Source organism: Hydrogenophaga luteola (assembly GCF_042648585.1).
Taxonomy (GTDB): Bacteria; Pseudomonadota; Gammaproteobacteria; order Burkholderiales; family Burkholderiaceae_C; genus Hydrogenophaga; species Hydrogenophaga luteola.
In genome coordinates, this window is record NZ_JBHRXX010000007.1 from 576278 (window position 1) to 600908 (window position 24631).

Genomic DNA, 24631 nt, shown 5'->3' on the forward strand with positions numbered 1-24631 from the left:
CTTCCTGAAGACCCCTGGACCTGTTGGTCCCGGGGTCTTTTCTTTTATGGGGCTGTTGTGGCCAGCTGTGCCAGCGCCTGCGCGCGGAAGTCGCGCGGGCTCAGGCCGGTGTGGCGTTTGAAGAAGCGGCTGAAGTAGGCGTCGTCTTCAAAACCCAGCTCGGACGCCAGCTGCTGGATGCTGCCCACGGTGTAGACCAGTTCTCGCTGGGCCTCGTGCACTAGGCGTGCGTGGATCACGTCCAGCGCCGACATGCCCAGTACCTCGCGGCAGATGCGCGAGAGCTGGCCGGCCGTCAGGCCCAGCGCATCGGCGTAGGCCTGCACCGGGCGGTGCTGGCGGAAGTCGCGGTCCAGCAGGGACTTGAACTGCTGGATCTGGCGCTGCTTGCGACGGCCCGCCGTGTTGCCCACCGGGTCGCTGTCGGCCGGTCCCGCCAGCCGCGCCACCTGCACCAGCAGCGCCGTCAGCAGCGCCATGCCGGCGGCGGTCTGGCCTTCGCTGTGTGAGCGCGATTCCCGTTCGATGGCCATAAAGAGGGGCATCAGCGCTTCCAGCGCGCCCGTGTCGGGCAGGGCCAGCACGCGCGGCGCGCGGATCACGTCCACCAGACCCGGCATGAGCAGCACCGCCAGCGATTCCAGCACCTTCTGCGTCGCGGTGACCACCGGCCCGTCGACGTCGGTCGAAAAGTGAAAGCCGTGCGCCGCGCCAGCGGGCACCACGATCAGGCAGGGGGCGCGGGCAGCGATGCGCGCGCCGTTCATGCGCACTTCGCCCGAGCCCGCCGTGAGGCACAGCAGCTGCACGAAGGCGTCGTGCCGGTGCACCTGGATCTCCCACTGGTAGGGCGCCGAGCGCTGCGGAATCCACTCGAAATTGAACGAGTTGGACCAGGCCGGCGCGTCCTGGTCGCCGTAGAGCGCGTAGTTGGGAATGCGGGCGGTCAAAGGGACTCCGTGGAATGCACGAATTGTCCTGGTGCTGGCCGGGATCGTCAAACCTTCAGACGGGGCCGACGCGAACAATCGTGTCCATTCCAACTGGAGACAAACATGTCCGTTTCCCCTTCCCACTGGCTGGGCCTGCAGGGCCGCGTGGTGGCCGTCACCGGCGCCGCCAGCGGCATTGGTGCTGCGACCGCGCGCCAGCTGGCCGAGGCCGGCGCCCATGTGGCGCTGATCGACTGCGACGCCGACGGCGCGCAGCGCCAGGCGGCCGCGCTGGCCGGCGAATTCGCCGCGCAGGGCGTGCGCACCCTGGCCGTGGCCTGCGACATCGCCAGCGAAGAGCAGACCCTGGCCGCCGCCCAAAAAGTGCAGGCCGAACTGGGTGATGCGGTGGCCCTCGTCAACAACGCCGGCCTGCTGCGCCCGGGCGCGCTGGACAGCGTCAGCCTGGCCGACTGGAACACCGTGCTGGGTGTCAACCTCACCGGATACCTGCTGTGCGCGCGCGCCTTCAAACCCCAGCTGGCACGCACGCGCGGCGCGCTGGTGCATGTGGCGTCCATCTCGGCCAACTTCCCGCAAACCGGCAGCGGCGCCTACAGCGCGGGCAAGGCGGGTGTGCTGCTGCTCTCGCGCCAGATGGCGGCCGAGTGGGGGCCGCTGGGCATCCGCAGCAACGCCATCTGCCCCGGAATGATCCGCACCGCGCTGTCGGCGAAGTTCTACGAAGAGCCGGGCTTTGAAGCGAAACGCGCCCGCGTCACCGCCAGCCGCCGCATCGGCGAGCCGCAGGACATCGCCGATGTGGCGCTGTTCCTGGCCAGCCCGCGCTCGGCCTACATGAACGGCGCGGAACTGGCCGTCGACGGCGGCATGTCGTCGATGTTGATGGACATGGTGCCGCGGCCGGGCTTTAACCAGACAGCATGAGGAGACGCCAATGAACAACAAGACTGAGTACGACCTGATCGTCGTGGGTTCCGGCGCCGCCGGCCTGGCGTGCGCCATCACCGCGAAGAAGCGCGGCCTCGACGTCGTGGTGCTGGAGAAGGAGCCGGTGTTCGGCGGTACCACGGCGCTCTCGGGCGGCGTGCTGTGGATTCCGCTCGGGCCCCACGGCCGGCAGCAGAACCCGGCCGACACGCGCGAGGCCGTGCGCCGCTACATGATGGAAGAGACCGGCGCGTTCTACGACGAGGCCGCCGTCAGTGCCTTCATCGACAACGGCCCGAAGATGGTTCAGTTCTTCGAGCGCGAGACGGCGATGCAGTTCGTGCCCACGCTCTACCCGGACTACCACCCCGACGTGCCGGGCGGCGTGGACATCGGCCGCTCCATCCTCGCCAAACCGTTCGACATTCGCGAGCTGGGCGCCGACATGGCGCGCCTGAAGCCGCCGCTCAAGACCATCACCTTCATCGGCATGATGTTCAACTCATCGAACGCCGACCTCAAGCACTTCTTTCAGGCCACGAAGTCGCTCACCTCGTTCCTCTACGTGGCCAAACGCCTGGCCACGCACCTCAAGGAACTCGCGCTCTACCGCCGCGGCATCCAGGTGACCAGCGGCAACGCGCTGGCCGCACGGCTGGCGAAGTCGGCGCTGGATCTGGGCATTCCCATCCTCACGTCCACCCCCGCGAAGTCGCTGCTCATGGACGGCGAAGCGGTGCGGGGCGTGCGCAGCGAGAGTGCCACCTTCACCGCCCGGCATGGCGTGGTGCTGGCCTGCGGTGGCTTCCCGCACGACGTGAAGCGCATCGCACAGGCCTACCCGCACGTGGCGCGCGGCCACCAGCACCTCTCGCCCACACCCGTGGGCAACACGGGCGACGGCGTGGCCCTGGCCGAGCAGGCGGGCGGCGTGGCCGACATCCGTTTCAAGGACAGCGCGGCCTGGATGCCGGTGTCGAAGGTCGACTGCGGCAACGGCGAGGTGGGGGTGTTCCCGCACCTGCTGGACCGATACAAACCCGGCGTGATCGGGGTGCTCAAGAACGGCCTGCGCTTCACCAACGAATCGAACTCGTACCACGACGTGGGCGCGGCCATGATCGAGGCCTGCAAGGACATGGACGAGACCGCGATGTGGCTGGTCTGTGACAAGACCACGCTGGCCAAGTACGGCCTGGGCTTCGTCAAACCCGCGCCAATGCCCATCGGCAAGTTCCTGCGCAACGGCTACCTGGTCCAAGGCAAGACCCTGGCCGAGCTGGCGAAGAACTGCGGCATCGACCCGGCCGGCCTGGAGCAGACGGTGAAGGACTACAACGTCGGCGCCGCGCGCGGCGAAGACCCGGCTTTCGGGCGCGGTCGCACCAGCTTCAACCGCTACCTGGCCGACCCGGCCCACCAGCCCAACCCCTGTGTGGCGCCGGTTCAGAACGGGCCGTACTACGCGGTCAAGGTGATCATGGGCGACCTGGGCACCTTCGATGGCGTGCGCACCAGCGTGGTGGGCGAGGTGCTTCGGCGCGACGGGTCACCGATTGCCGGCCTCTTCGCCGTGGGCAACGACCGCGCCAGCATCATGGGTGGCAACTACCCCGGCGCCGGCATCACCCACGGACCGAACATGACCTTTGGTTTCGTCACCGGCAACCACATTGCCGACATCGCGGGAGCACGCCCATGAGCGCGCCGAGCAAGCCCGTTTCGCCGCCGGGCCGCCCCAAGGCGAAACAGCCCCCTCGGGGGGCAGCGACCCACACCCAGTGGGGGAGCGTGGGGGCCAAAGGTCTGGTGGACCACCGCACGTACACCATCACCTTGCGCAAGATGCCCGAGTTCCTGGACGTGTTCAACCGCCTGGCGATGCCCGTCCTGATGGAGACGCTCGGTCACCCGCTCGGCTTCTGGACCAGCTGGGTCGGGCCGCAGAACCAGTTCGTGCACTGCTGGGCCTACGAGGACCTGGCCGATTACGAGCGCCGTTGCCACGCCCGCGACACGCACCCCGACTTCCCGGCCTACCTGCAGGCCTCGGCGCACCTGATCACGGCGCAGGAAACGCGGCTGATCCGTGCGGTGGGCATGCCGTGCTGGAACGGCTGATCCTGCACCCACACGCCCGTTTCAGATTCTTGTGTACGCCAGCCCCGACGCCACCCCACCAAAAAGATCCCCCTCGATCAGTGGCACCCCCGGGAACGCATTGCGCAGCGTCTGCTGGAACGGCCGCAGGGCCGAGGAGCCGCCGGTGAGGTAGACCGCGTTCAGCTGGTCGCTTCGCAGGCCGGCGCGCTGCACACATTCCTGGGCGCAGACCACGGTGCGCTCCAGCAGCCCACCCAGGTGCTCGCGCAGCGCGGCCGTGCCCAGCGGCGCCGTGAGGGCGGCTTCAACGATGGACAGGTCCACGCTGGTGTCGGCGTCGGCCATCGAACAGCGGATCTTGGCCTGCTCAACCTCGTGGGCGATGTGGTGGCCATGGCGCTCGCGCAGCACGCGCATCAGCCGTTCGTGCAGGCGCACGTCGCTGTAGTTGACGCGCAGCGACTGTGCCTGGCTGACCGCCTTGGGCAGGTAGAGCCACTGGATCAGGTGCCAGGTGGAGAGGTCGAAAAAGGTGCGGCTGGGCACTTCGCGGCCCTGTGGTCCGAGGTGCCGGTAACCGAGCAGCGGCATCACCTGTTCCAGGCTGAGCCGGTGGTCGAAGTCGGTGCCGCCGATGTGCACGCCGGTGGTGGCGAGCACATCGTCCGTGCGGTCGGGCCGTGCGATGCGATCAGGCCCCAGCCGCACGACGGTGAAGTCGGAGGTGCCGCCGCCGATGTCGACGATGAGCACCAGGGACTCACGGTCCAGCCGGCGCTCGTGGTCCAGCGCGGCGGCGATCGGTTCAAGCTGGAAGCGCACCTCGCGGAAGCCGGCGGCTTGTGCGGCTTCCAGCAGCGACTCCTGGGCCGCCGCGTCTCGCGCCGGGTCGTCGTCCACGAAGTGCACCGGCCGGCCCATGACGACCCGTTCAGGAGCACTGCCCAGCGAGCGTGTGGCACGCTCGCGCAGTTCGGCGAGGAAGGTGGTCACGATCTCCAGGAAGCTGACGGGGCGGTGGTTCACCTCGGTGCTTTCATGGATCAGCGGGCTGCCCAGCAGGCTTTTGAGCGAGCGCATCAGCCGGCCCTCGGTGCCGGCCAGGTACTGGGCCACGGCGTCGCGGCCGAAGTGTGTGCGGTGGTCTTCACTGTTGAAGAACACCGCGGTGGGCATGGAGACGGCGTCGCCTTCGAGCGGGATCAGGCGCGACAAGCCGTCGGGTGCCGCCCAGGACATGGCGGAGTTGGAGGTGCCGAAGTCGATGCCGAGGGTGTCGTGGGAGTCTGGATGCATGGGAGGGGCCAACAAGGGGAGCGGCATTCTGCCACCGCGCCGGGTGGCCCGAAACGGAACAGCTTGTCCCCACAGCGTCGTCGGACAAGGGTTTGCCCGGCCAATGGTCCAGGTGCTGCTCGCTACATTGGGGCACGACCTTGGCGCCTTGATCGCCGGGCGAACCTCACAGGAGACAAACCCCATGCTGAACCTCACTGTCAACGGGAAAGTCGCGTCTGTCGACGCCGAACCCGACATGCCCCTGCTGTGGGCGCTGCGCGAAGACCTGCAACTGACCGGCACCAAATTCGGCTGCGGCATGGCGCTGTGTGGCGCCTGCACCGTGCACCTGGACGGCCAGCCGGTGCGCTCCTGCTCCACCCCGCTGTCGGCCGCGACCGGCAAGAAGGTGATCACCATCGAAGCCATCGGTGCCAGCAAGGCCGGCAAGGCGGTGCAGGCGGCCTGGGTCAAGCACGACGTGCCACAGTGCGGCTACTGCCAGAGCGGCCAGATCATGAGTGCGACCGCGCTGCTGACCGCCAAACCGAAGCCGTCCGACAAGGACATCGACGAGGCCATGAGCGGCAACATCTGCCGCTGCGGCACCTACAACCAGATCAAGGCGGCCATCAAGGACGCTGCGACCGCCCTGCAGGGAGCCTGATCATGAGCACCACCGTTCACAACGATTCCCACGCCTTCGAGACCAGCCGCCGCGGCTTCATGGCCGGCTCCGGCGCCGCGCTGGTCGTCGGCTTCACCCTGCCCGCGATGAGCGGCCGCGCGCTGGCCGCCACCGACACCGCCTTCACGCCCAACGCCTGGCTGCGCATCACGCCGGACAACCGGGTCACCGTGGTCTGCGGCAGTTCGGAGATGGGACAGGGCGTGCTGACAGCGATCCCGCAGTTGATGGCCGAGGAACTGGACGCCGACTGGGCCCAGGTGCGCGTGGAGCAGGCGCCGGTGAGCCAGGCCTTCAACAATCCGGCCTTCGGCATGCAGGCCACCGGCGGCTCGACCACGGTGCGCGGCCACTGGGACGTGATGCGCAACGCCGGCGCCACCGCGCGGGCCATGCTGGTGGCGGCCGCGGCCGAGCAGTGGAAAGTGCCGGCCGCCGAATGCCGCACCGAGGCGGGCCAGGTCATCCATGGCAGCAAGAAGCTGAGCTACGGCCAGCTCGCCGAGGCGGCCTCGAAACAGAAGGCGCCCGAGAAGGTGGCGCTGAAAGATCCCAAGGACTTCAAGATCGTCGGCCAGCGCAAGGCGCGGCTGGACACCGCGGGCAAGACCAATGGTTCGGCCAAGTTCGGCATCGACGTGAACCTGCCGGGCATGCTGGTGGCCGTGATGGCGCGCGCGCCGCTGCCGGGCGTGAAGGTGGCCAAGGTGGACGACACGGCCGCCAAGGCGGTCAAGGGCGTGAAGCAGGTGATCACATTGCCGACCGGTGTGGCGGTGCTGGCCAGCGGCTACTGGGCGGCGAAGAAGGGCCGCGACGCGCTCAAGGTGGACTGGGACTTCGGCGACAAGGCCGGGCTCGATTCGGCCAAGGTCATGGCCATGCTGACCGACGGCGCCAGCAAGGCCGATGCGGTGGCGCTCAAGGCGGGCGATGCCGGCATCACCCCAGCCAAGGTGGTTGAAGCCACCTACGAGGCGCCCTACCTGGCGCACGCCTGCATGGAGCCGATGAACTGCACCGCCTGGGTCAAGCCCGACGGCGTGGAAATCTGGGCCGGCACGCAGAGCCAGGGTCCGGTGCAGGGCATCCTGTCGCAGGTGGCTTCGGTGGACCCGGGCAAGGTCAAGGTCAACACCATGCTGCTGGGCGGCGGCTTCGGCCGGCGCTTCGCGCCCGACTTCGTGATCGACGCGACCCTGCTGTCCAAGATCAGCGGTGCGCCGGTCAAGCTGGTCTACACCCGCGAGGACGACATGGCCGCCGGCTTCTACCGCCCGGCTTCGGTGGCCAAGTTCACCGGTGGCCTGGACGCGCAGGGCAAGGCGGTGCTGCTCAAGGCCGGCGTGGGCTCGCCGTCCATCATGGCGGCCTCGGGCTTCATGAAGATTCCCGAGAGCGGTGTCGATAGCTTCGCTATGGAGGGCATCAACGACCACCCCTACAGCGTGCCCAACCAGCTCATCGCCTACGGGCGGCGCGAGCCGGGGCCGCAGGTCTGGTTCTGGCGCTCGGTGGGCCACTCGCAGAACAGCTTCTTCATGGAAGGCTTCATCGACGAGATGGCGCATGCCGCGGGCAAGGACCCGTTCGAGTTCCGCCGCGCGTTGATGGACAAACAGCCGCGTTACAAGCAGGTGCTCGAAGTGGCGGCCGAGAAGGCCGGCTGGGGCAAGCCGCTGCCGGCGGGCGTGTTCCGCGGGATCGCGGTGGTGCAGAGCTTCGGAAGCTACGTGGCCGAGGTGGCCGAGGTCTCGGTGGCCGCGGACGGCACGCCCAGGGTGCACCGCGTGGTCGCGGCCGTGGACTGCGGCATGACGGTGAACCCCACCATCATCGAACGCCAGATCGAAGGCGCCATCGTCTACGGCCTGACCGCGGCGCTGTACGGGAAGATCAGCCTCAAGGACGGCCGGGTCGAGCAGGGCAACTTCCACGACTACCCCATGCTGCGCCACAACGAAATGCCCAAGGTCGAGGTGCACATCGTCAAGAGCACCGAGAAGCCGGGCGGCATCGGCGAGCCCGGCACACCGCCGGTGGCGCCGGCCGTGGCGAACGCGATCTTCGCGGCCACCGGCAAGCGCCTGCGCAGCCTGCCCTTCGACACGGCGCAGCTCAAGAAGGCCTGAGCGCCTGCGCTCCCAGCCTCCCTGTGTGACGACCGGGGTCCACTAAACTCGTGGGCTCCGGTCGAACACACAAGGGACACCCCATGGGCGCGCAATGGAAAGCCAAACACAAGGACATCGCGGCGAACGCGAAAGGCAAGCTGTTCGGCAAGCTGGTCAAGGACATCATCATTGCGGCCCGCAACGGCGCCGACCCCGCGGCCAACGCCCGTCTGCGCCTGGTGGTGGAGCAGGCGCGCAAGGTGTCCATGCCCAAGGACACGCTGGAGCGCGCCATCAAGAAGGGCGCCGGCCTTACGGGTGAGGCGGTGCACTACGAACACGTGATCTATGAGGGCTTTGCGCCGCACCGGGTGCCGGTGATGGTGGAGTGCCTGACCGACAACGTGAACCGCACCGCACCCGAGATGCGCGTGCTGTTCCGCAAGGGCCAGCTGGGCACCAGCGGCTCGGTGTCCTGGGACTTCGACCACGTGGGCATCATCGAGGCCGAGGCCGCGAACAAGGACGCCGACGCCGAGCTCGCCGCCATCGAGGCCGGCGCGCAGGACTTCGAGCCCGCGGACGACGAGGGCGTGTGCACGTTCCTCACCGACCCGACCGACCTTGATCTGGTCAGCCGTGCTCTGCCGGGCCAGGGCTTCACCGTGCTGTCGGCCAAGCTGGGCTACAAGCCCAAGAACCCGGTGAACCCGGCCAGCCTGAGCGCCGAGGCGTTGGAAGATGTGGAAGCCTTTCTCGCCGCGCTCGACGAACACGACGACGTGCAGAACATCTTCGCCGGGCTGGGGGCCTGATGGTCTGGCGGCTCGTCCGGTGGACCGGCATCGCGCTGCTGGTCGTGCTGATCGGTGTGCCGGTGGTGTTCGCCATCGCCTTCCTGGGCATCCAGGAAGCGAGCGAGCGCCAGTGGCTGGGCCAGGCCCCGCAGCACGCCGCCATCGATGTGCGTTCGCGCGAGCCGCACGCGGTGGCCCTGCTGGACGTGGGCTTCGATTCGCTGGCGGCGCGGCTCAAGCTGATCGAGGAAGCCAAGCAGTCCATCGAGCTGGAGTTCTTCATCTACGAACTCGACGAGTCCAGCCGGCTGATCAGCCAGGCGCTGGCGCGCAAGGCGGCGCAGGGCGTGAAGGTGCGCATCCTGGTCGACTTCGCGATGCCGGTGTTCAAGCTCGCGCCGCAGGTGGCTCGCACGCTGGAGCAGGCGGGTGTGCAGGTGCGCTACTACAACACCTCGGGCATCGCGCGCTTCTTCGCCATGCAGCACCGCACCCACCGCAAGCTGCTGGTGGTGGACCGGCAGAAGGCCATCATCGGTGGCCGCAACATCGGCAACGACTATTTCGACCTCTCGAACCACTACAACTTCCTCGACAGCGACCTGCTGATCCAGGGGCCGATCGCGGGCGCCATCGTCGACAGCTTCGAGCTGTACTGGGCGTCCGACTGGGTGACCCACCCGCAGGACATCGCGGTGGACGAGACCGGTGCGCCCCGCATCAACCTGCTGGGCAACCGCACGGTGTCCGAAGAGCGCATCAGCGCCGATTTGCGGCAGCACGCGGCGGCGCCGCGGTTCAGCACCTGCCGCGACCTGCACTTCGTCACCGACTACCCCGGCTCTGGCGTGGAGCGGCGCAAGGTCTACCTGGCGATTGCCTCGCTGGTGCAGGAAGCCAAGCAGCACATCGTGGTCGAGAGCCCATACCTGGTGCTGCGCGACGACGGCGTGGCGCTGATGCAGGGTGTGCTGCAGCGCGGCGTGAGGCTGCAGTTCCTCACCAACACCCTGCATTCCACCGACGCGTTCTACGCCGTGGCCAGCCTGGCCGATTCGCTGGACCGTTTTTCGCTGGCGAACCTGGAGGTCTGGGGCTACGACGGCCGGCCGCTGAAACAGAACCAGCGCCCGCCCGCGTCCGAACGCTGGGGCGTGCACGCCAAGCGCGCCGTGTTCGACAACCGCACGGTGGTCGTCGGCACCTACAACATGGACCCGCGCTCGGCCAACCTCAATTCCGAGCTGATCGTGATCTGCCGCGACAACCCGGAGCTGGCGGCGGCGATGACAGCGAGCCTGAAGGCGCGGCTGGCGCAGTCGCGCGCCATCACCGGCACCCCGGGGGCGCGCGGCTATGACGCGCTGATCGAAGGCGCGGACCCGGACACCATCTTCCAGATGCGCATGGTCCGGCCCTTCGCCAGCTTTCTGGACTTCCTGCTGTAGCCGCCGCTCAGGCCGTGGCGCGCTCGCCCAGGCGGCCGTCGCGGAAGTCGGCCAGCGCCTGGTAGATCTCGTCGGTGGTGTTCATCACGAACGGACCGTACTGGGCGATGGGCTCGTTCAGCGGCCGGCCGGCGATCAGCAGCACCCTGGCGCCGGCCGCGGCCTCGATGCGCACTCCGTCGCTGGCCGGGTCGTTGGCCAGCAGCGCCATGCGCTGCACCGGCACCGCCGTTCCATCCACGCTGACCTCGCCGCGGTAGACGTAGACGAAGGCGTTGTGCGTGCCCGGCAGCGCCTGCTCGAAGTGCGAGCCCGCGGCCAGGTGCAGGTCGAGGTACAGCGGCTGCGTGCCCTCGCGGGTCACCGCGCCGGTCACAGCGTGACTCTCTCCGGCGATCACCGTCACCGCCACGCCCTCGGGCGTGGTGAACTGCGGCAAGTCGGCGTTCGCGAAATCGCGGTACCAGGGCGCGCACAGCTTGTCGCGTGCGGGCAGGTTGAGCCACAGCTGGAAGCCTTCCATCAGACCTTCTTCCTGCTGCGGAATCTCGGAGTGGATCACCCCATGGCCGGCGGTCATCCACTGCACGCCGCCGTTTTCCAGCAGGCCTTCGTGGCCAGCGCTGTCGCGATGCAGCATGCGGCCCGCGATCATGTAGGTGATGGTCTCGAAGCCGCGGTGCGGGTGGTCCGGGAAACCGGCGATGTAGTCGTCGGCCTGGTCGCTGCCGAAGGCGTCGAGCATCAGGAACGGGTCCAGCCGGCGCTGCAGGTTCTGCGTCAGCACGCGGGTGAGCTTGACGCCCGCACCGTCGGAGGTAGGGATGCCCGCCACCAGCCGCTCGACGCGGCGGGGCTGCTGCAGGCGGGAGGTTGAGGTGGCGGTCATGGACTTCTCCTGAAGGTGCGGGGTGTGAAAAGAGCGGCCACCCCGCGCAGCCGCTGTGGATGTGTGCTCAGCCGATGGCGGCGGCCAGGTCGGCCTCGGCCTGGGCGAAGCCCTTGGCGGCGGCCTCAGGGCCCATGTTCAGGCCTTCGGCGTAGATCGGGCGCACATCGGTCAGGCCCAGGAAACCGAGCACCGTCTTGAGGTAGGGCGTCTGGCTGTCGTGCGGCTGGTCGCGGTAGATGCCACCACGGGCCAGCGCCAGGTAGACGGTCTTGCCCTTGACCAGGCCTTCCGGGCCCTTCTCGGTGTAGCGGAAGGTCACGCCGGCACGGGCGACGGCGTCGATCCAGGCCTTGAGCTGCACCGGCACGCCGAAGTTGTACATCGGCACGCCCAGCACGATGGCGTCGTGCGCCTGCAGCTCGGCGATCAGCGCGTCGTACTCGGCCACCAGGGCGGCCTGGTCGGCGCTGCGCTGCTCGGCGGGGGTGAACAGGGCGCCCAGGGCGGCCTCGTCCAGCACGCTCACCGGGGTGGTGCCCAGGTCGCGCAGGGTCACGGTGCTGCCCGGGTGGGCGGCCACCAGGCGCTCGCTCACGCTGTTGGCGAGCTTGGTGGAATTGCCGGCTTCGCGGCGGGGGCTGGCGTTGATCTGCAGAATCTTCATGGCGGGCTCCAAGGAGTTGGGTGATTCGGAAAACGATCAGTAGTTGACCGATGGACTCGACTTTATGGGTTGCGAATGCACCTGAAAAGCCGTCGAAATGGATAAGATTGTTTCCATGGTGGAACAATCACTGCGCGAATGTGGGCCCGATGCCATAGAGCCGACCGACCTGCTCATCTTTGCCCGCGTGGCCGAACTGGGCAGCTTCAGCCAGGCCGCCGTGCGGCTGGGCCTGCCCAAATCCACGGTATCGCGCCGCGTGGCCGCACTGGAGCGGCTGATGGGCGAGCGCCTGCTGCTGCGCACCACGCGCCGCCAGTCGCTCACCGAGTTCGGCCTGCAGCTGCTGGAGCACGCCCGGCAGGTGGTGGCCGAGCTGGAGGCGGTGCACAGCCTGCGCGAGCAGCGCCGCGCCGCGCCCAGCGGCCGGCTGCGCGTGTCCATGCCCAGCGACTTCGCCAACCTGATGCTGGCCGACAGCCTGGCCGCCTTCACCGCGCTGCACCCGGCGATCACGCTCGACCTGGACCTTTCGCCGCGCCGGGTCGACCTGCTGGGCGAAGGTTTCGACGTGGTGGTGCGCATGGGCGAGTTGCCCGACGACAACCTGCTGGTGGCCACGCGGCTGGCGGTGTTTGCCAACGGGCTGTATGCCGCGCCGGGCTACCTGCAATCGCGCGGCGAGCCGCAGCACCCCGACGAACTGGCCGGCCACACGGCGTTGCGGCTGATGCGCGGCAACGGCGAGCCGGCGGTCTGGCCGCTGAGCCGCGGCAGCGAGCGCTGGTCTGCGGTGCCGAGCGGGCAGGTCAGCGCCAACTCGCCCGAGCTGCTGATGCGCATGGCGCGCGCCGGCGCCGGCATCGCCGCACTGCCCACCCATTTCGCCGAGGAGGCGGTGAACGCCGGTCAGCTGCGCCGCGTGCTGCCCGACTGGTGCCTGCCCGAAGCGCCGGCCTGGGCGGTCTACCCGGGCCGCAAGCTGGTGCCGCCCAAGACCCGCGCCTTCGTCGACATGCTCAAGGCCGCGCTCGCGCGCTGCGACTCGGCGCGCAGCCGCGCCTGAACCCGGGCCTGCAGGCGTTCAGCCCTTGCCCAGGGGCGGTCGGCCCATCAGGCTGTTGGTGCTGAAGATCGGACCGAGCTCTGCCGCGGCGGCCAGCAACCCGGGCGCGAATTCGTGCATGCGCTCGGGCGTCAGGCGCTGGCGCGGGCCAGCCACGCTGATCACGCCGATGGCCTCGCCGCGCCGCAGCACCGGCACCGCGATGGCACTCATGCCCGGCGCGAACACCTCGTCGATCACCGCGTAGCCGCGCACCCGCGCCGCGTGCAGGAAACCCAGCAGCGCCTTGACGGTGGTAGGCGCCTTCGGACCGTAGTCGGCCGGTTCGCCCAGCCCCTGGCGCATCACCAGCGTCAGCGCGTCCTCGTCGCTCATGGTCAGCAGCCAGGCGTGGCCCGAGGCGGTGCAGGACAGGCGCGCGTCCTGCCCCATGTCGGGGTCGTAGCGCAGTCCCTTGCGCACGCCCTGGGCCTTGGCCACCCAGGTCAGGCGCTCGCCGTCGACGATCGACAGCCGCACCAGTTCGCCAGTGCGCTGCGCCAGCCGTTCCAGCAGCGGCTCGGCGATGTCCACCACGCCCGCACCACTCAGATAGCCCAGGCCCAGCGAGGCGAGCCGGGTGGTCAGCAGGTAGTCGCCCTGGGCCCGCGCCTGCCGCACGTAGCCACGCGCCTGCAGCGTGGCCAGCAAGCGGTGGCAGGCGCTCAGCGGCATGTCCAGTTCGGCGGCCAGCGAGGCCAGCGGCACGCCGTCCGGGTGGGCGGCGAGGTGTTCCAGCAGGGCCAGTCCACGGTCGAGGGCAAGGCTCATTTTTTGGATAGAGAAACAGGTTTCCAGTCAGGAAAGACTTTCCCGTCGGCTTCCAAGAATACGGCGCAACGGCGCGCAACGGGCGGGCCGGTCCATCACCCAGGAGACAGACATGAAACTTCCGCTCACCCTGATCGTCGCGGCCGCGGCCCTGCTGGCCGGTGGCGCCGCGATGGCCCAGGACATCCAGGAACGCACCATCCGCTTCGGTCACCTCAACAACACCGACCACCCCACCAGCACTGGCGTGAAGAAGTTCGCCGAACTTGTGGCCGCCAGGAGCGGCGGCAAGATCAAGGTGCAGGAGTACCCCAGCAGCCAGCTCGGCAACGAGCTGCAGCAGCAGGCGGCGCTGCAAGGCGGCGTGCAGGAGATGCTGGTGGCATCGACCACCTCGCTGGCTGGCGTCGTCAAGGAATTTGGCGTCTTCGACTTTCCCTTCCTGTTCGGCAACGCGCGCCAGGCCGACGCGATGGTCGACGGCCCGCTGGGCAAGCTGCTCGGCGGCAAGCTGGCCGAGAAGGGCGTCGTCGTGCTGGGCTTCTTCGATCTGGGCTTTCGCAACGTCACCAACGGCAAGCGGCCCGTCACCAAGCCCGAAGACCTGGACGGCCTGAAGCTGCGCGTGATCCCCAACCCGGTGTTCCTGGAGACCTTCAAGACCTTCAAGGCCAATCCGATCCCGATGCCCTTCGCAGAGCTGTACGGCGCGCTGGAGAACAAGACGGTCGACGGGCAGGAGAACCCGTTCTCGGTGATCCTGTCGAGCAAGTTCTACGAGGTGAACAAGTACGTCAGCGCGACGAACCACGTCTACGCGACCAACCCGGTGCAGATCAGCAAGCGCTTCTGGGACAAGCTCTCGCCAGCCGAGCAGAAGCTGCTTCAGGACGCCGCGATCGAGGCACAGAATTACCAGCGCGTGGTCAGCCGCGAGGCCGCCGCCAAGGCCGTTGGCGAGCTCAAGGCCAAGGGCATGCTCTACAACGAGATCGCCCCGGCCGAGCTGGAACGCATGCGCACCGCGGTCAGGCCGGTCTACGACAAGTTCGCCGCGGCCTACGATCCGGCCGTGATGAGCCTCTTCAAGAGCGAACTCGAACGCGTCTCCAAGTTCTGAGCGCCGCCATGATCCAGATCCTCATCCTGCACGGACCCAACCTCAACCTGTTCGGTCGCCGCGAGCCCCACATTTACGGCAGCACCACCCTGGCGCAGATCAACGAGCGCCTGGAAGCCCTGGCCGCCGAGCTGGGCGTGAGCCTGGAGATCCTGCAGTCCAACCACGAAGGCGTGCTGATCGACAAGCTGCACGAGCGCATCGACACGGTGCAGGGCGCACTGCTCAATCCTGCCGGGCTCACGCAGCACGGCGTGCCGCTGCACGACGCGATCAAGGCCATGCCCTTCCCGGTGATCGAGGTGCACCTGTCCAACATCGCGGCGCGCGAACCCTGGCGCTCGCACTCCATCATTTCGCCCGCCGTGCGCGGCACGGTGCAGGGTCTGGGCTGGCGTTCGTACACCGCTGGCCTGCGTGCGCTGGTCGAGCTGTTGCGCGACACTGAGGGTCGCTGACATCACACCCAAGGAGACACCATGACCCACCGCGGACACGCCCAGCTCGCCATCTGGAGCGACATCGAACCCGGCCAGGAAACCGACTACCTGCACTGGCTCACGCGCGAACATGTGCTGGAGCGCGTCGGCGTGGACGGCTTCCTCTCGGGCCGCGTGTTCCGCGCCGAGGCCGGCGGCAAGCGCCGCTTCTTCATCACCTACGAGCTGCAGGACACGGGCGTGCTCGCCGGCCCCTCGTACCTGGCGCGGCTGAACGCGCCCACGCCCTGGTCGCAGCGCACCATGCCCATCCTGCAGAACTTCGCGCGCGGCGGCGGGCCGGTGGTGGCGCGCGCCGGGCTGGGCTGTGGGTCGGTGGTGGCGCCGCTGCGGCTGGACCTCGCAGCCGCGGGCCTGCAGGGCGCTGAGGCACAGCAGGCGCTGGTGCAGAAGGTCGCGGCGCTGGACGCCGTGGCCCAGGTCTGGCTGATGCAGGTGGACGCGGCCGGCACCGGTGTGCAGACCAAGGAGAAGTCCATGCGCCGCAGCGCAGAGGGCGTGTTCGACGGCGTGCTGGTGGTCGAGGCGCTGCACGCGGCGGCCGCAGAGGCGGCGCTGGAGACCTTGCTGAACGGTGAGCTGGCGACTGCGGGCGTGAGCGACAGCCAGCTCTTCAGCGCCTGCTTCCAGCTCGACCGGCGGCTGGCGGGGCTGGACGGCGCCAGCTGAGCAGGCTCAGTTCGCCGGCGCCGACATCGTCAGCTGCAGCGGCCCGTACCAGGCCGTGACCGCAGCCCCCGAATTGTTCGAATCGGTCATCAGGCCCAGGCCGATCATCGGCCCCGGCGCTTCGCCGAAGGCCAGCCGGAAGTCTGCCTCCACATCTCGGTCGAAGTCCACCCACTGGTTCAGCCGCGCCGGCCCCGACTCCACCACGATCTGGCGGATGCGCCCGGTGTAGGGGTTGGGGATCACGGTGCCGGCCGGGTAGCGGTTGTCCCACACATACATGATCGACGCGTAGGGCAGGGGCTTGCCGGCGATCAGGCCCGACAGCTCCGAGACGATGTGGTCGCGCGCCTTCCAGGTGCCGTTGTAGCGGTCGCCGTCGAAGCTCAGGATGAGCCGCGCCACCGAATCGTCCTCGCCCTTTTCACCCAGGTTGAACGCCGGGTTCAGCGCCGGCACGAACAAAGAGAAGTGCAGGCGCTTGGCTTGCGCGCCGGGGGCGGGCTTGAGCAGCAGGTTCAGCGTGCTGTTGGAGCCCATGGCTTCGGCCCGCACGGCCGGTCGGCCTTCGTGTTCGGTGGCCTGGTAGCGCGTGGGCCGGCGGCTTACAAACACCTGATGCTCCCAGTGCGTGGCCGGCGCGGCCCCGTCGATGTGGTTGCTGGCCTGCCAGGCGGTGCCGTCGAGGATCACCGGGCGCTGCTTGGGGCTGGCCTCGTCGGCTTCTGCGGTGGTGTCGTCGGCACCTCCGGCCGAGGGGGACGGGGCGCTGGCGCAGGCACTCAGGATGAGGGCCAGTAGGGGGCCCCAGAGGCGGGACGAGCGAGGGGAGAAAGCAGAAGACATGAGAGACGCGAGGGGCAGCGGCGAAAAAGCCGGGGCATATTGTGACGCCGCGGCCCGGGTTGGGTGGGTTACGAGTTGTGCCGCCCGGTTGGACAGCCCCTACAAGCGCTCCAGCCCCACCAGCGCCGCGTGCTGCAGCAGCATGATGGTCTTGCCGTCCTGGATCTCGCCGCGGCCGATCATGGCCAGGGCCCGGTCCAGCGGCAGCTCGATCACCTCGATGTCCTCGCCCTCGCTGGCGTCGCCGCCGCCTTGGTTCACGCGGTCCCCGGCCTCGTATTCCGCCACGAAGAAGTGCAGCCGCTCGGTGACCGACCCCGGGCTCATGAAGGCCTCGAACACCTTGCGCGGCATGCGCACCGCAAACCCGGTTTCTTCCTGCACCTCGCGCCGGATGGCGACCTCCGGTGCCTCGTTGTCCAGCAGGCCGGCGCAGGCTTCCACCAGCATGCCGTCGGCCAGGCCGTTGGCGTAGGCCGGAAAACGGAACTGGCGCGTCAGCACCACCGTGCCCCGCGCCCGGTTGAACAGCAGCAGCGCCGCGCCGTCGCCGCGGTCGTAGGTTTCGCGCTGCAGCCGCTGCCAGCGCCCGTTGCTGTGGCGGTAGTCGAAGGTGTTCTTCTTCAGCACGAACCAGTCGTCGGCCAGCACGCGCTGTTCGACGATGCGCACGCGCTCGTTCGCGGGCAGCGGGAGCTCTCGGTGGTGGGGTCTGGTCATTGTTTAATTTCGTGCAGTGTCGTGTAATATCGTGCAATCGTAGCGCGCCCGACTTCGTCGCACAAGACATCACCACAAGACCCTCATGCTCACCGCCCAGCGCAAACAGCTCATCCTCAGCCGCCTCGCCATGCACGGTCAGATCGTGGCCGGGGAACTGGCCGTGGAGCTCGGCACTTCCGAAGACACCATCCGCCGCGACCTGCGCGAGCTGGCGCAGCAGGGCAAGCTGCAGCGTGTGCACGGCGGGGCGTTGCCCGCGTCCGCGGCCACGGGCGACCTGCGGGTGAGGCAACAGGTGTCGTCCGATGAGAAGCAGGCGCTGGGGCGATTCGGCGCACAGCTCATCAAGCCCGGCCAGGTGGTGATGCTCGACGGCGGCACCACCGCCATCCAGGTGGCGCGGCAGCTGCCGGCCGACCTGCGCGCCACGGTCGTCACCCACAGCCCCAACGTGGCCGTGGAACTGGCTGGACACCGGCACATCGAGATCATCGTGCTCGGCGGCCGGCTGTTCCGGCATTCCATGGTGAACGTCGGCGCGTCGGTCATCGAAGCGGCGGCGCGCTACCGGGCCGACCTGTTCTTCCTGGGCGTGACCGGCGTGCACCCCGAGGCGGGGCTGAGCACCGGCGACGCCGAAGAGGCCGACGTGAAACGCGCGCTGCACGCCCGCGCGGCGGAAACCGTGGTGCTCGCCTCCAGCGAAAAGCTGCTCAGCGCTTCGGCGTTCGTCATCGCGCCGACGAAGGCGCTGTCGCTGCTGGTGGTGCCCGCCGATACGAAGCCCAAGACGGTGGCGGCCCTGCGGGCGGGGGGCGTGGCGGTGCAGAAGGCGGCCTGACTGCGCCCGGCCCTCGGACGACTCGGTCAGCGCCCGCGCCGGTAGTGCATGGCGACCGCGCCGCAGCGCAGCGGCGTCGATGAGAGCAAGTCAAGCCGACGCGTGCCGGGCAGCCCACCCTCGTACAGCCTCGGGCCGTGGCCGGCAATCCTGGGGTGCACGAGCAGCTGGTACTCGTCGATCAGATCCAGCCGGTCGAGTGCGGTGGCGAGCCGGCCGCTGCCGACGAGCACGCCATCCGGGGTCGCGGCCTTGAGTGCCTGCACGGCCGTGCGCAGGTCACCGGCGAGGTGGTGGCTGTGGGTCCACGGGAAGTCCTTGCGCGTCGACGACACCACGTACTTCGGCTTTACCTCCAGCTTGTTCGCCCATTCGCGCACCGCGGGTGGCGCCACGACTTCGCCGCGGGCCACCGCCGGCCAGTAACTTTCCATCATCTCGTAGGTGGTGCGGCCCCACAGCATCGCTCCGCACCCGTCCATGAGGCGCGTGAAGAAAGCGTGGGTCTCCTCGTCGGCGATGCCTTCCCGGTGGTCGACGCAGCCGTCCAGAGTGACGTTGATGCTGAAGGTCAGGAGTCCCATGGTGCTTCTGTCAGCGGTCCTGTCCGGTCATCAGGGCGGTGTATCGACGCTGCATCTCGTCGGGTTCAAGCTTCTCGATGGAATGGCCCAGCAGCCATGTGTGTCCGAAGGGGTCGCGCAGCCGGCACGAGCGTTCCCCGTAGAACTGGTCTGTGGGCGGCATCAGCACCTTGGCGCCGGCCGCCGCGGCTCGCTCGGCCATGGCGTCGGCGTTGTCGACGTGCAGGTGGATCGTGCAGCCGGTGAAGCCGTCGCCCTGTGGTCCGCGCATGCCGTATTCCGGGAACTCGTCGCAGACCATCAGCACCGCCGGGCCGAGCTGCAGTTCGGCATGGCCGATGCGGCCCAACGGTTCGACCAGGCGGAACAACTCGGTGGCGCCAAACGCCTGCTGATAGAAGGTGATTGCGGCCTGTGCGTCGCGCACCATGAGGTAGGGAAACACTTCGTGGATCGGGTTCATGTCACTTCTCCTTTGCTGCGGCGACCGGCCGCGGGGACCGCAGTCTGCAGGACGACGAGGGGTGGCGTATTGGATATTTTTCAGCGCGCCAGGGCCACGTGCGTGGGTTGGTCGGCGCTCACTGGTGCATAGGCACCGGGCCGAAGCCCCGACATGTGCCGGAACTCGCGGATAAGGTGTGACTGGTCGAAATAGCCGGCGCTGGCGGCGACCTGGGCCCAGTTCTGAGGCCCTGATTTCGCAATCAAGGGCAGCACCGCCCCGAAGCGTGTGACGCTTGCAAAGCGTTTGGGCGTCAGCCCCACGGCGCGTTCGAATCGGCGGATGAACTGTTCGGGGGAGCAGCCGGCTTCCTGCATCACGGGCTGCACGCGCGCCCTCGTGGGATCTCGCCGGAAAGTGGCGACTGCCATGGCCGCCAGCGGATCGGCCGGCGCGGCGTTGGTCAGCCGCCGGAGAAACCAGGTGTCCAGCCATTTCAGAGCCCGATGCGGTGTCGCCGCAGCCTGCAGTTGTTCGCGCAGATCGGCGGCGGCCGGCCCCCAAAGGTCTTCGAGCCGCTCGGTGCGGTTGCGCAGTTCGGAAAGTGCACCCCCGAAGAAAACGGCTGCACCGCCAGGAGCGAAATGCACGCCGACCACCGCAGACGGGCCTTCGGTTCCTCGCACGAAAAACCGGTCGGACGGACCCTGCACGATGGCGCCGCGCAAGCGCCGCATGCCGGCGCCAGGTTCGGTGCCATAGCGAATCAGGTGGTCCTGCAGCAAGGGCACGACGATGTCGGCGCAGCCGGTCGGCAGCATGCTTTCGCGGGTGTGCGGCAAGGGGCCACGCACGCTGTGCCAGTAGCAGTCGATGAAGGGCCGCAGGGGAGGCGATGGTTGAAGGGAAAGCAGCATCATCCGCCTCTAGGTTTGCAGCTCCCGCAGCGGGCTGCCTCCGTCAATGAAGAAGCGGCCACCCGGCACCAAAGCCGCAGCCACCCGCGGCAAGGCCATCCGCCCGGCCTCTGGATGCCGCCCATCGAAAGCGCCGACCCGGAGGGCGAACGCCAGGTCGAATGGAGACTCGCCAGCCTGCAAGGCAAAGGATTCGGCGGCCGCGACCCGAAAGTCCAACTGCCCGAGGTTTACTTCCTGTTTGGACCCGGCGAGTGCCTGCCGGATGGCCGCTGCCGAACGGTCGATGCCGAGCACGAACGCATCGGGGTAGCGACGAACGATTTCCCTTGCAGCAACGCCCGGGCCACATCCGATCTCGAGGACACGCACGCCCGGGCGCAGGGGCAGGGCGTCAATGGCTTGGAGGATGCGCTCGGAGACCGTGGACGCCATTCGACGTTCTCCCGATGGAAAGGTGGTGCATCACGCCTTCGGCTGCGGAGCCACCACCGGAGCACCTTCGAATTGCTCCAACGATGGATCAACGCAAGCCCAGCTGGGTGCACTGGCCACCCAGATGTTGGTGATGGGTTTGACCGCCGATGGCTCGTCCAGCGTGCCCACCCGAACCACCGTCAGGCCCGGGCGACCACTGGAGTCGGAGAACAGTTGGGTGCCGCAGCTTGGGCAGAAGCGGCGGGTCACCGTGTTGCCGCTGTCGGCCGTCTTCTCGTGCTGGCCCGGCGCTCCAGTGATCTGGATGGCATCGCTGGGGAAGACGACGTTGACCGTTCCGTTGGACGCGATCTTCTGGCAGTCCCTGCACCAGCAGATCCTGGATGGACCGGCCTCTGCGTTGATCTCGTATCGAATGGCGCCACAGAGACAACCACCGGTGAATGACTTCATGTGAGCTCCTTGTCAGTTTCAAATTCGGCATCTGCGGGAGAGCCTACAGACCGGAAGGGCTTGCGTCTACCGGGCCAACGGCTTGCAGAGCACACGGTTCCCATAGCCCACGCCGTCGATGACGTGCGTTAGTCCCACCACAGCAAGACCAAGCCTTGCCCGACGTCTCGCTCAACAGAAAAGCCTTCTCGTTTCGCCTCTACGGCAAACACCCTGAAGAGAGCTGCGCGCGCAGATTTCTCCTTTGGCAGGCTGACGATCAGGGTGTCCGCGTATGGGCCACCTTCCTGTTTGACGGTGTGCTCGTCGTCTCTTGGATCAGCAACGAACACCTGCGCTGCACCCAGACGATGAAGCTCCTTCACAAACTCCCGTGCGTTGGCGGTGGAGCCAAACCTGTTGGAAGCAAGTGCATATGGATTCTTGTTGGCGTCCAACCATGCGAGGGCGGGCACCTTGCGCATGGCCTTCAGCTCTCCATCGGGGTCTGCATTCGGTGGTGTGGCGCATGCAACCTGGGAAAGGAGCACGCTTGTCGAAAGGGCAATGACAGTGATGAGCCGACGCATGTTGTGAAGTCTTTGTTCAGGTTGAGACAAACCGGGGTTCTGGGCTTATAGAGGGCCGGGAGCCTCTGGCGACCGGCTATCGACTTGACTGCCCCTCGGCCGCATTTCTCTTCCAGTAGGGTCAGTGACCAGTACTGACTCGTGCAGGCACGACATCATCTGCTTCGTTGGCTCTGACTCGTTGTCGGTCTCAACCAGCGCCCAGCCGACGTCTTCGACACCCGGCTCGGAATCCTCCGGCCCGTCCAGCAGGTAGCAGATATCAAAGAGCAACTGGGCTTGCATGCCACGAGCCAGATCAACGATATCTTCTCGGGCAACCCCAGCGGCGAGCATTCGATGAATGGCCTGCCCGACGCCCGCGTAGGGTCCATCCGCATACCGCTCGGATTCGGACACTTGCTTGTCAATCCAAGTGTCGTCGCTCTCCGAAACCACTCGCGCCCATGCCTGGCGGAGAAACAGAAATCGATGCAGTTGATGAATGCCTTCTGACACTTGCGAGGATGCCCAGGCTTCAGGGTTTCGAGCGCCCAGCTCGCGGAAGAGTTTTGTCAGGTCTTCTTTGTTTTGTGGAACAGGCATTGGTGCTCCTTTGCTCTGGATTGGTTTGATTGGATCGCGTACTTCTACTCGCACCACTCACCCTGGGTCCCATCGTGAAGCATTGGCTTGCAGAGCACACGGTTCTCATAGCCCTCGCCATTGATGACATATTCCGTAGCCCCGATGTCCCGGAAGCCCTCCGACTGGTAGAACGCCAGAGCACCGTGGTTGCCGGCCCAGGCGGCGAGCCAGATCGCATCCAGGCCCCGTGCACGCGCCGACGCTTCGGCCTTGGCCATCAGTGCGCGCCCCAGGCCACGGCGCAGGAACGGGCGCTGCACGTACAGCCGGGACACCTCGGCGCCGTGCACGCTAGGAACCGGGCAGCTGGTGGCAAAGGCAATGTCCACGAAACCTACCGTGTACCCGCCGGCTTCGACCATCCACAGCTCGGCAGCGGAATCCCGCAACCGCCGTTCAAACACCTCGGCGGAGTAGACCGTGGCCACTTCCCGGGCAAGGGCGTTGTTGATGCCTTGGGTGGCGTAGGTGTCGAGGAAGACCTGCGTTGCGAGTGTGCTAAGGGGCAGGGCGTCAGCGGTGGTCGCGCGGAGGTAGATGAAGTCTTCGGGCATGGGGTTTTGGGCCGGTGTCGACCATTGGCGACAACCTTTCAGTTGCAGAGGCCAGTGTCGAAAGACCAACTAAACAACATGCTCATCATGGCTTCGTGGGTAGTAGCGGCGTATGAATGCATCGGCAGAAAGACTTGTCTTTGAGAGCCGCGAATACACCTCGACCCCTGAGCTGGGCTCTTCCTCCACACGATATGCATCCCACCAGCCCATCGACTCAATACTGAAGTTTGCCTTCGGGTCGTCTGCGCAGTACACCTGTGCCTCTGACTCTGCCATGGCAAGTGCCTCGTCGAAGTTCGAGGCCAAAAACAAAAGCACACGTTCTTCCACACTATCCGTAGAACCATCGGACTTGAAGTACCAACGGAACAGCCCCTTCACGGCGTACCACTCTCGTTCCATGTTGGCTAACTCCGCGTATCCCACAGATCCGGCTGAGTTGGTTTGCCTGTGCGGGGTGTTTGGGTCATGAGAATCTCAAGAACTAAGGTCAGATCAAAGGTTTACGTGCATCAAGCCGGTTCTTTCAACCGCGTGGTCCACCTCTACATCTCCGCAGTCTCGCACACCGCCGAGAGCAGGGAGGCACCAGACCCTGGACTTACCGGCAGTGTGGCGGATGGAGGTCATATGCCACTTGCAGTGGCACAACCAGCCTTTTTTTGACATCACCCCAACCCCTCCGCCAACGCCTCAAACACCACCCGAATCCTCCTCGACGTACGCAACTCCCGGTGCGTCACCAGCCAGACCGGGAACCGGATGGGCGGCAGGTCGTCGAGCACGCGGACCATGCCCGGCGTGTCGCGGGCAATCTCTTCCATCATCGCGCCGATGCCCAGGCCCTGTTGCACCAGCGCCCAGTGCGCCACGGTGTGGTCGGCGTAGCAGCTGAAGTTGGCTTCACTCAGGTTCAAGCCGTGCATGCGCAGGTAGCCCAGGTAGCGGCCCTGGCGGTCGGAGCCGACAAAGGGCAGGTGGGCGGCGTCGTCGGCGCTGCGCGGGTGGCCGTGGGTCTTCACCCAGGCTTCCGACGCATAGAAATAGGCCGTGGCTTCGCGGATGAAACGGGCGATCAGCTCCGGCTGCTCGGGCTTGACGTGGCGCACGGCGATGTCGGCCTCGCGGCGCAGCAGGTCGCTCAGCGCGTTGGATGGGATCACCTCGACAGCGATGCCCGGCTCCTGCTCGCGCAGCTGTTTGACCAGCGGCGGCAGCAGCATGGCGGCGACCGCGTCGCTGGCCGAGACCGAGACCACGCCGCCCAGGGCCTGCGAGCGGCCGGTGGCGGCCAGGCTCAGCGCATCGGCGGCCGCGCCCATGGCGCGCGCGTGCTCCAGCAGGTCCATACCGGTGGGGGTGAGCACCATGCTCTTGCCCACCCGCTCGAACAGGGTCACGCCCATGCGCTGTTCGATCGCGGCCACCTGGCGGCTGAGCGTGGGCTGGGTCAGGCCCAGCTTGCGTGCGGCGGCCGAGAGCGAGCCGGTTTCGGCGGTTTCAAGGAAGGCCTTGAGCTGGTTCCAGTCGAGGTTGTTCATGCGTTTACGTATATGTTCGCTGCAATTTACCGCAGTTCCTATCGGGCCTGTGCATGGA

Annotated in this window: 28 protein-coding genes and 1 pseudogene; 12 read left to right on the forward strand and 17 right to left on the reverse strand. The window is 67.4% G+C overall.

Annotated elements, in window-relative coordinates; genetic code table 11:
- Window positions 1-44: 44 nt before the first annotated feature.
- Window positions 45-950 (reverse strand): helix-turn-helix domain-containing protein, encoded by a 906-nt coding sequence (locus ACFOPI_RS17470; RefSeq protein ID WP_382176539.1) that lies wholly within the window; start codon window positions 948-950, stop codon window positions 45-47.
- A 105-nt stretch (window positions 951-1055) separates the two neighbouring features.
- On the opposite strand from ACFOPI_RS17470, the gene ACFOPI_RS17475 reads away from it, so the two are divergent.
- Genes ACFOPI_RS17475 through ACFOPI_RS17485 form a run of 3 tightly spaced genes read left to right on the forward strand, consistent with a single transcriptional unit; the run spans window position 1056 to window position 4004 of the window.
- Entirely contained in the window at window positions 1056-1880 is an 825-nt protein-coding gene (locus tag ACFOPI_RS17475) for an SDR family NAD(P)-dependent oxidoreductase (RefSeq protein WP_382176541.1), read from the forward strand.
- 10 nt (window positions 1881-1890) lie between these two features.
- Window positions 1891-3585, forward strand: coding sequence for an FAD-dependent oxidoreductase (locus ACFOPI_RS17480; protein ID WP_382176544.1), 1695 nt, complete (start codon window positions 1891-1893; stop codon window positions 3583-3585).
- On the forward strand, window positions 3582-4004 hold the full coding sequence (locus ACFOPI_RS17485; RefSeq protein ID WP_382176546.1) for an NIPSNAP family protein: 423 nt from the start codon (window positions 3582-3584) through the stop codon (window positions 4002-4004). The genes ACFOPI_RS17480 and ACFOPI_RS17485 overlap by 4 nt, the downstream gene beginning before the upstream one ends.
- A 21-nt stretch (window positions 4005-4025) precedes the next feature.
- On the opposite strand, the gene ACFOPI_RS17490 is transcribed toward ACFOPI_RS17485, so the two are convergent.
- On the reverse strand, window positions 4026-5282 hold the full coding sequence (locus ACFOPI_RS17490; RefSeq protein ID WP_382176548.1) for an Hsp70 family protein: 1257 nt from the start codon (window positions 5280-5282) through the stop codon (window positions 4026-4028).
- Between the two features lie 184 nt (window positions 5283-5466).
- On the opposite strand from ACFOPI_RS17490, the gene ACFOPI_RS17495 reads away from it, so the two are divergent.
- The 4 genes from ACFOPI_RS17495 (at window position 5467) to ACFOPI_RS17510 (ending at window position 10311) form a co-directional block, all read left to right on the forward strand.
- A complete protein-coding gene (locus ACFOPI_RS17495; protein ID WP_382176551.1) occupies window positions 5467-5931 on the forward strand; it encodes a (2Fe-2S)-binding protein in 465 nt (154 codons plus the stop codon).
- A 2-nt stretch (window positions 5932-5933) separates the two neighbouring features.
- Window positions 5934-8084: a xanthine dehydrogenase family protein molybdopterin-binding subunit gene (locus tag ACFOPI_RS17500; RefSeq protein ID WP_382176554.1), complete on the forward strand. Its 2151-nt coding sequence runs from the start codon at window positions 5934-5936 to the stop codon at window positions 8082-8084.
- Window positions 8085-8167: 83 nt separating this feature from the next.
- The gene (locus tag ACFOPI_RS17505) at window positions 8168-8881 is read left to right on the forward strand and encodes a YebC/PmpR family DNA-binding transcriptional regulator (protein WP_382176557.1); all 714 of its coding nucleotides are present in this window, start codon (window positions 8168-8170) and stop codon (window positions 8879-8881) included.
- Window positions 8881-10311 carry a phospholipase D-like domain-containing protein gene (locus ACFOPI_RS17510; RefSeq protein ID WP_382176560.1) on the forward strand — a complete coding sequence of 477 codons (1431 nt, stop codon included), beginning with the start codon at window positions 8881-8883 and terminating at the stop codon, window positions 10309-10311. The genes ACFOPI_RS17505 and ACFOPI_RS17510 overlap by 1 nt, the downstream gene beginning before the upstream one ends.
- A 7-nt stretch (window positions 10312-10318) precedes the next feature.
- Here the strand turns inward: ACFOPI_RS17510 and ACFOPI_RS17515 are convergent, their stop codons facing one another.
- Together ACFOPI_RS17515 and ACFOPI_RS17520 are read right to left on the reverse strand one after the other, a co-directional pair.
- Complete coding sequence (locus ACFOPI_RS17515; protein WP_382176563.1) at window positions 10319-11200, reverse strand: pirin family protein; 882 nt, start codon at window positions 11198-11200, stop codon at window positions 10319-10321.
- A gap of 67 nt (window positions 11201-11267) precedes the next feature.
- The gene (locus tag ACFOPI_RS17520) at window positions 11268-11867 is read right to left on the reverse strand and encodes an FMN-dependent NADH-azoreductase (protein WP_382176566.1); all 600 of its coding nucleotides are present in this window, start codon (window positions 11865-11867) and stop codon (window positions 11268-11270) included.
- Between the two features lie 115 nt (window positions 11868-11982).
- Here ACFOPI_RS17520 and ACFOPI_RS17525 point away from each other — a divergent pair, with 115 nt between their 5' ends.
- Window positions 11983-12933 carry a LysR family transcriptional regulator gene (locus ACFOPI_RS17525; RefSeq protein ID WP_382176569.1) on the forward strand — a complete coding sequence of 317 codons (951 nt, stop codon included), beginning with the start codon at window positions 11983-11985 and terminating at the stop codon, window positions 12931-12933.
- Between the two features lie 18 nt (window positions 12934-12951).
- Here the strand turns inward: ACFOPI_RS17525 and ACFOPI_RS17530 are convergent, their stop codons facing one another.
- Window positions 12952-13743, reverse strand: a complete 792-nt coding sequence (locus tag ACFOPI_RS17530; RefSeq protein WP_382176572.1) for an IclR family transcriptional regulator — start codon at window positions 13741-13743, stop codon at window positions 12952-12954.
- Window positions 13744-13855: 112 nt separating this feature from the next.
- Here ACFOPI_RS17530 and ACFOPI_RS17535 point away from each other — a divergent pair, with 112 nt between their 5' ends.
- Genes ACFOPI_RS17535 through ACFOPI_RS17545 form a run of 3 tightly spaced genes read left to right on the forward strand, consistent with a single transcriptional unit; the run spans window position 13856 to window position 16032 of the window.
- Entirely contained in the window at window positions 13856-14863 is a 1008-nt protein-coding gene (locus ACFOPI_RS17535) for a TRAP transporter substrate-binding protein (RefSeq protein WP_382176575.1), read from the forward strand.
- Window positions 14864-14874: 11 nt separating this feature from the next.
- Entirely contained in the window at window positions 14875-15321 is a 447-nt protein-coding gene (locus ACFOPI_RS17540; protein WP_382177217.1) for a type II 3-dehydroquinate dehydratase, read from the forward strand.
- Between the two features lie 21 nt (window positions 15322-15342).
- Window positions 15343-16032 carry a hypothetical protein gene (locus tag ACFOPI_RS17545; RefSeq protein ID WP_382176578.1) on the forward strand — a complete coding sequence of 230 codons (690 nt, stop codon included), beginning with the start codon at window positions 15343-15345 and terminating at the stop codon, window positions 16030-16032.
- A gap of 6 nt (window positions 16033-16038) precedes the next feature.
- Here ACFOPI_RS17545 and ACFOPI_RS17550 read toward each other — a convergent pair whose 3' ends face one another.
- The gene (locus ACFOPI_RS17550; protein WP_382176581.1) at window positions 16039-16878 is read right to left on the reverse strand and encodes a DUF3047 domain-containing protein; all 840 of its coding nucleotides are present in this window, start codon (window positions 16876-16878) and stop codon (window positions 16039-16041) included.
- Between the two features lie 99 nt (window positions 16879-16977).
- The gene (locus ACFOPI_RS17555; protein ID WP_382176584.1) at window positions 16978-17598 is read right to left on the reverse strand and encodes an NUDIX domain-containing protein; all 621 of its coding nucleotides are present in this window, start codon (window positions 17596-17598) and stop codon (window positions 16978-16980) included.
- A gap of 85 nt (window positions 17599-17683) precedes the next feature.
- Here ACFOPI_RS17555 and ACFOPI_RS17560 point away from each other — a divergent pair, with 85 nt between their 5' ends.
- Complete coding sequence (locus ACFOPI_RS17560; protein ID WP_382176587.1) at window positions 17684-18442, forward strand: DeoR/GlpR family DNA-binding transcription regulator; 759 nt, start codon at window positions 17684-17686, stop codon at window positions 18440-18442.
- 26 nt (window positions 18443-18468) lie between these two features.
- Here the strand turns inward: ACFOPI_RS17560 and ACFOPI_RS17565 are convergent, their stop codons facing one another.
- The 10 genes and pseudogenes from ACFOPI_RS17565 to ACFOPI_RS17610 form a co-directional block, all read right to left on the reverse strand.
- Window positions 18469-19026, reverse strand: coding sequence for a dihydrofolate reductase family protein (locus ACFOPI_RS17565; protein WP_382176589.1), 558 nt, complete (start codon window positions 19024-19026; stop codon window positions 18469-18471).
- A gap of 10 nt (window positions 19027-19036) precedes the next feature.
- Window positions 19037-19489 carry a VOC family protein gene (locus ACFOPI_RS17570; protein WP_382176592.1) on the reverse strand — a complete coding sequence of 151 codons (453 nt, stop codon included), beginning with the start codon at window positions 19487-19489 and terminating at the stop codon, window positions 19037-19039.
- A gap of 80 nt (window positions 19490-19569) precedes the next feature.
- A complete protein-coding gene (locus ACFOPI_RS17575) occupies window positions 19570-20388 on the reverse strand; it encodes a DUF6597 domain-containing transcriptional factor (RefSeq protein ID WP_382176595.1) in 819 nt (272 codons plus the stop codon).
- A gap of 9 nt (window positions 20389-20397) precedes the next feature.
- A pseudogene (locus ACFOPI_RS17580) lies at window positions 20398-20841 on the reverse strand (class I SAM-dependent methyltransferase); the annotation flags it as partial.
- Between the two features lie 12 nt (window positions 20842-20853).
- Window positions 20854-21279 carry a GFA family protein gene (locus tag ACFOPI_RS17585; RefSeq protein WP_382176598.1) on the reverse strand — a complete coding sequence of 142 codons (426 nt, stop codon included), beginning with the start codon at window positions 21277-21279 and terminating at the stop codon, window positions 20854-20856.
- Between the two features lie 128 nt (window positions 21280-21407).
- Entirely contained in the window at window positions 21408-21848 is a 441-nt protein-coding gene (locus tag ACFOPI_RS17590; RefSeq protein ID WP_382176601.1) for a hypothetical protein, read from the reverse strand.
- A 45-nt stretch (window positions 21849-21893) separates the two neighbouring features.
- Entirely contained in the window at window positions 21894-22433 is a 540-nt protein-coding gene (locus ACFOPI_RS17595) for a hypothetical protein (protein WP_382176604.1), read from the reverse strand.
- Between the two features lie 44 nt (window positions 22434-22477).
- On the reverse strand, window positions 22478-23029 hold the full coding sequence (locus tag ACFOPI_RS17600; RefSeq protein ID WP_382176606.1) for a GNAT family N-acetyltransferase: 552 nt from the start codon (window positions 23027-23029) through the stop codon (window positions 22478-22480).
- 69 nt (window positions 23030-23098) lie between these two features.
- Window positions 23099-23434: a DUF4288 domain-containing protein gene (locus ACFOPI_RS17605; RefSeq protein WP_382176609.1), complete on the reverse strand. Its 336-nt coding sequence runs from the start codon at window positions 23432-23434 to the stop codon at window positions 23099-23101.
- Window positions 23435-23700: 266 nt separating this feature from the next.
- A complete protein-coding gene (locus ACFOPI_RS17610) occupies window positions 23701-24573 on the reverse strand; it encodes a LysR family transcriptional regulator (protein ID WP_382176612.1) in 873 nt (290 codons plus the stop codon).
- Window positions 24574-24631 lie beyond the last annotated feature (58 nt).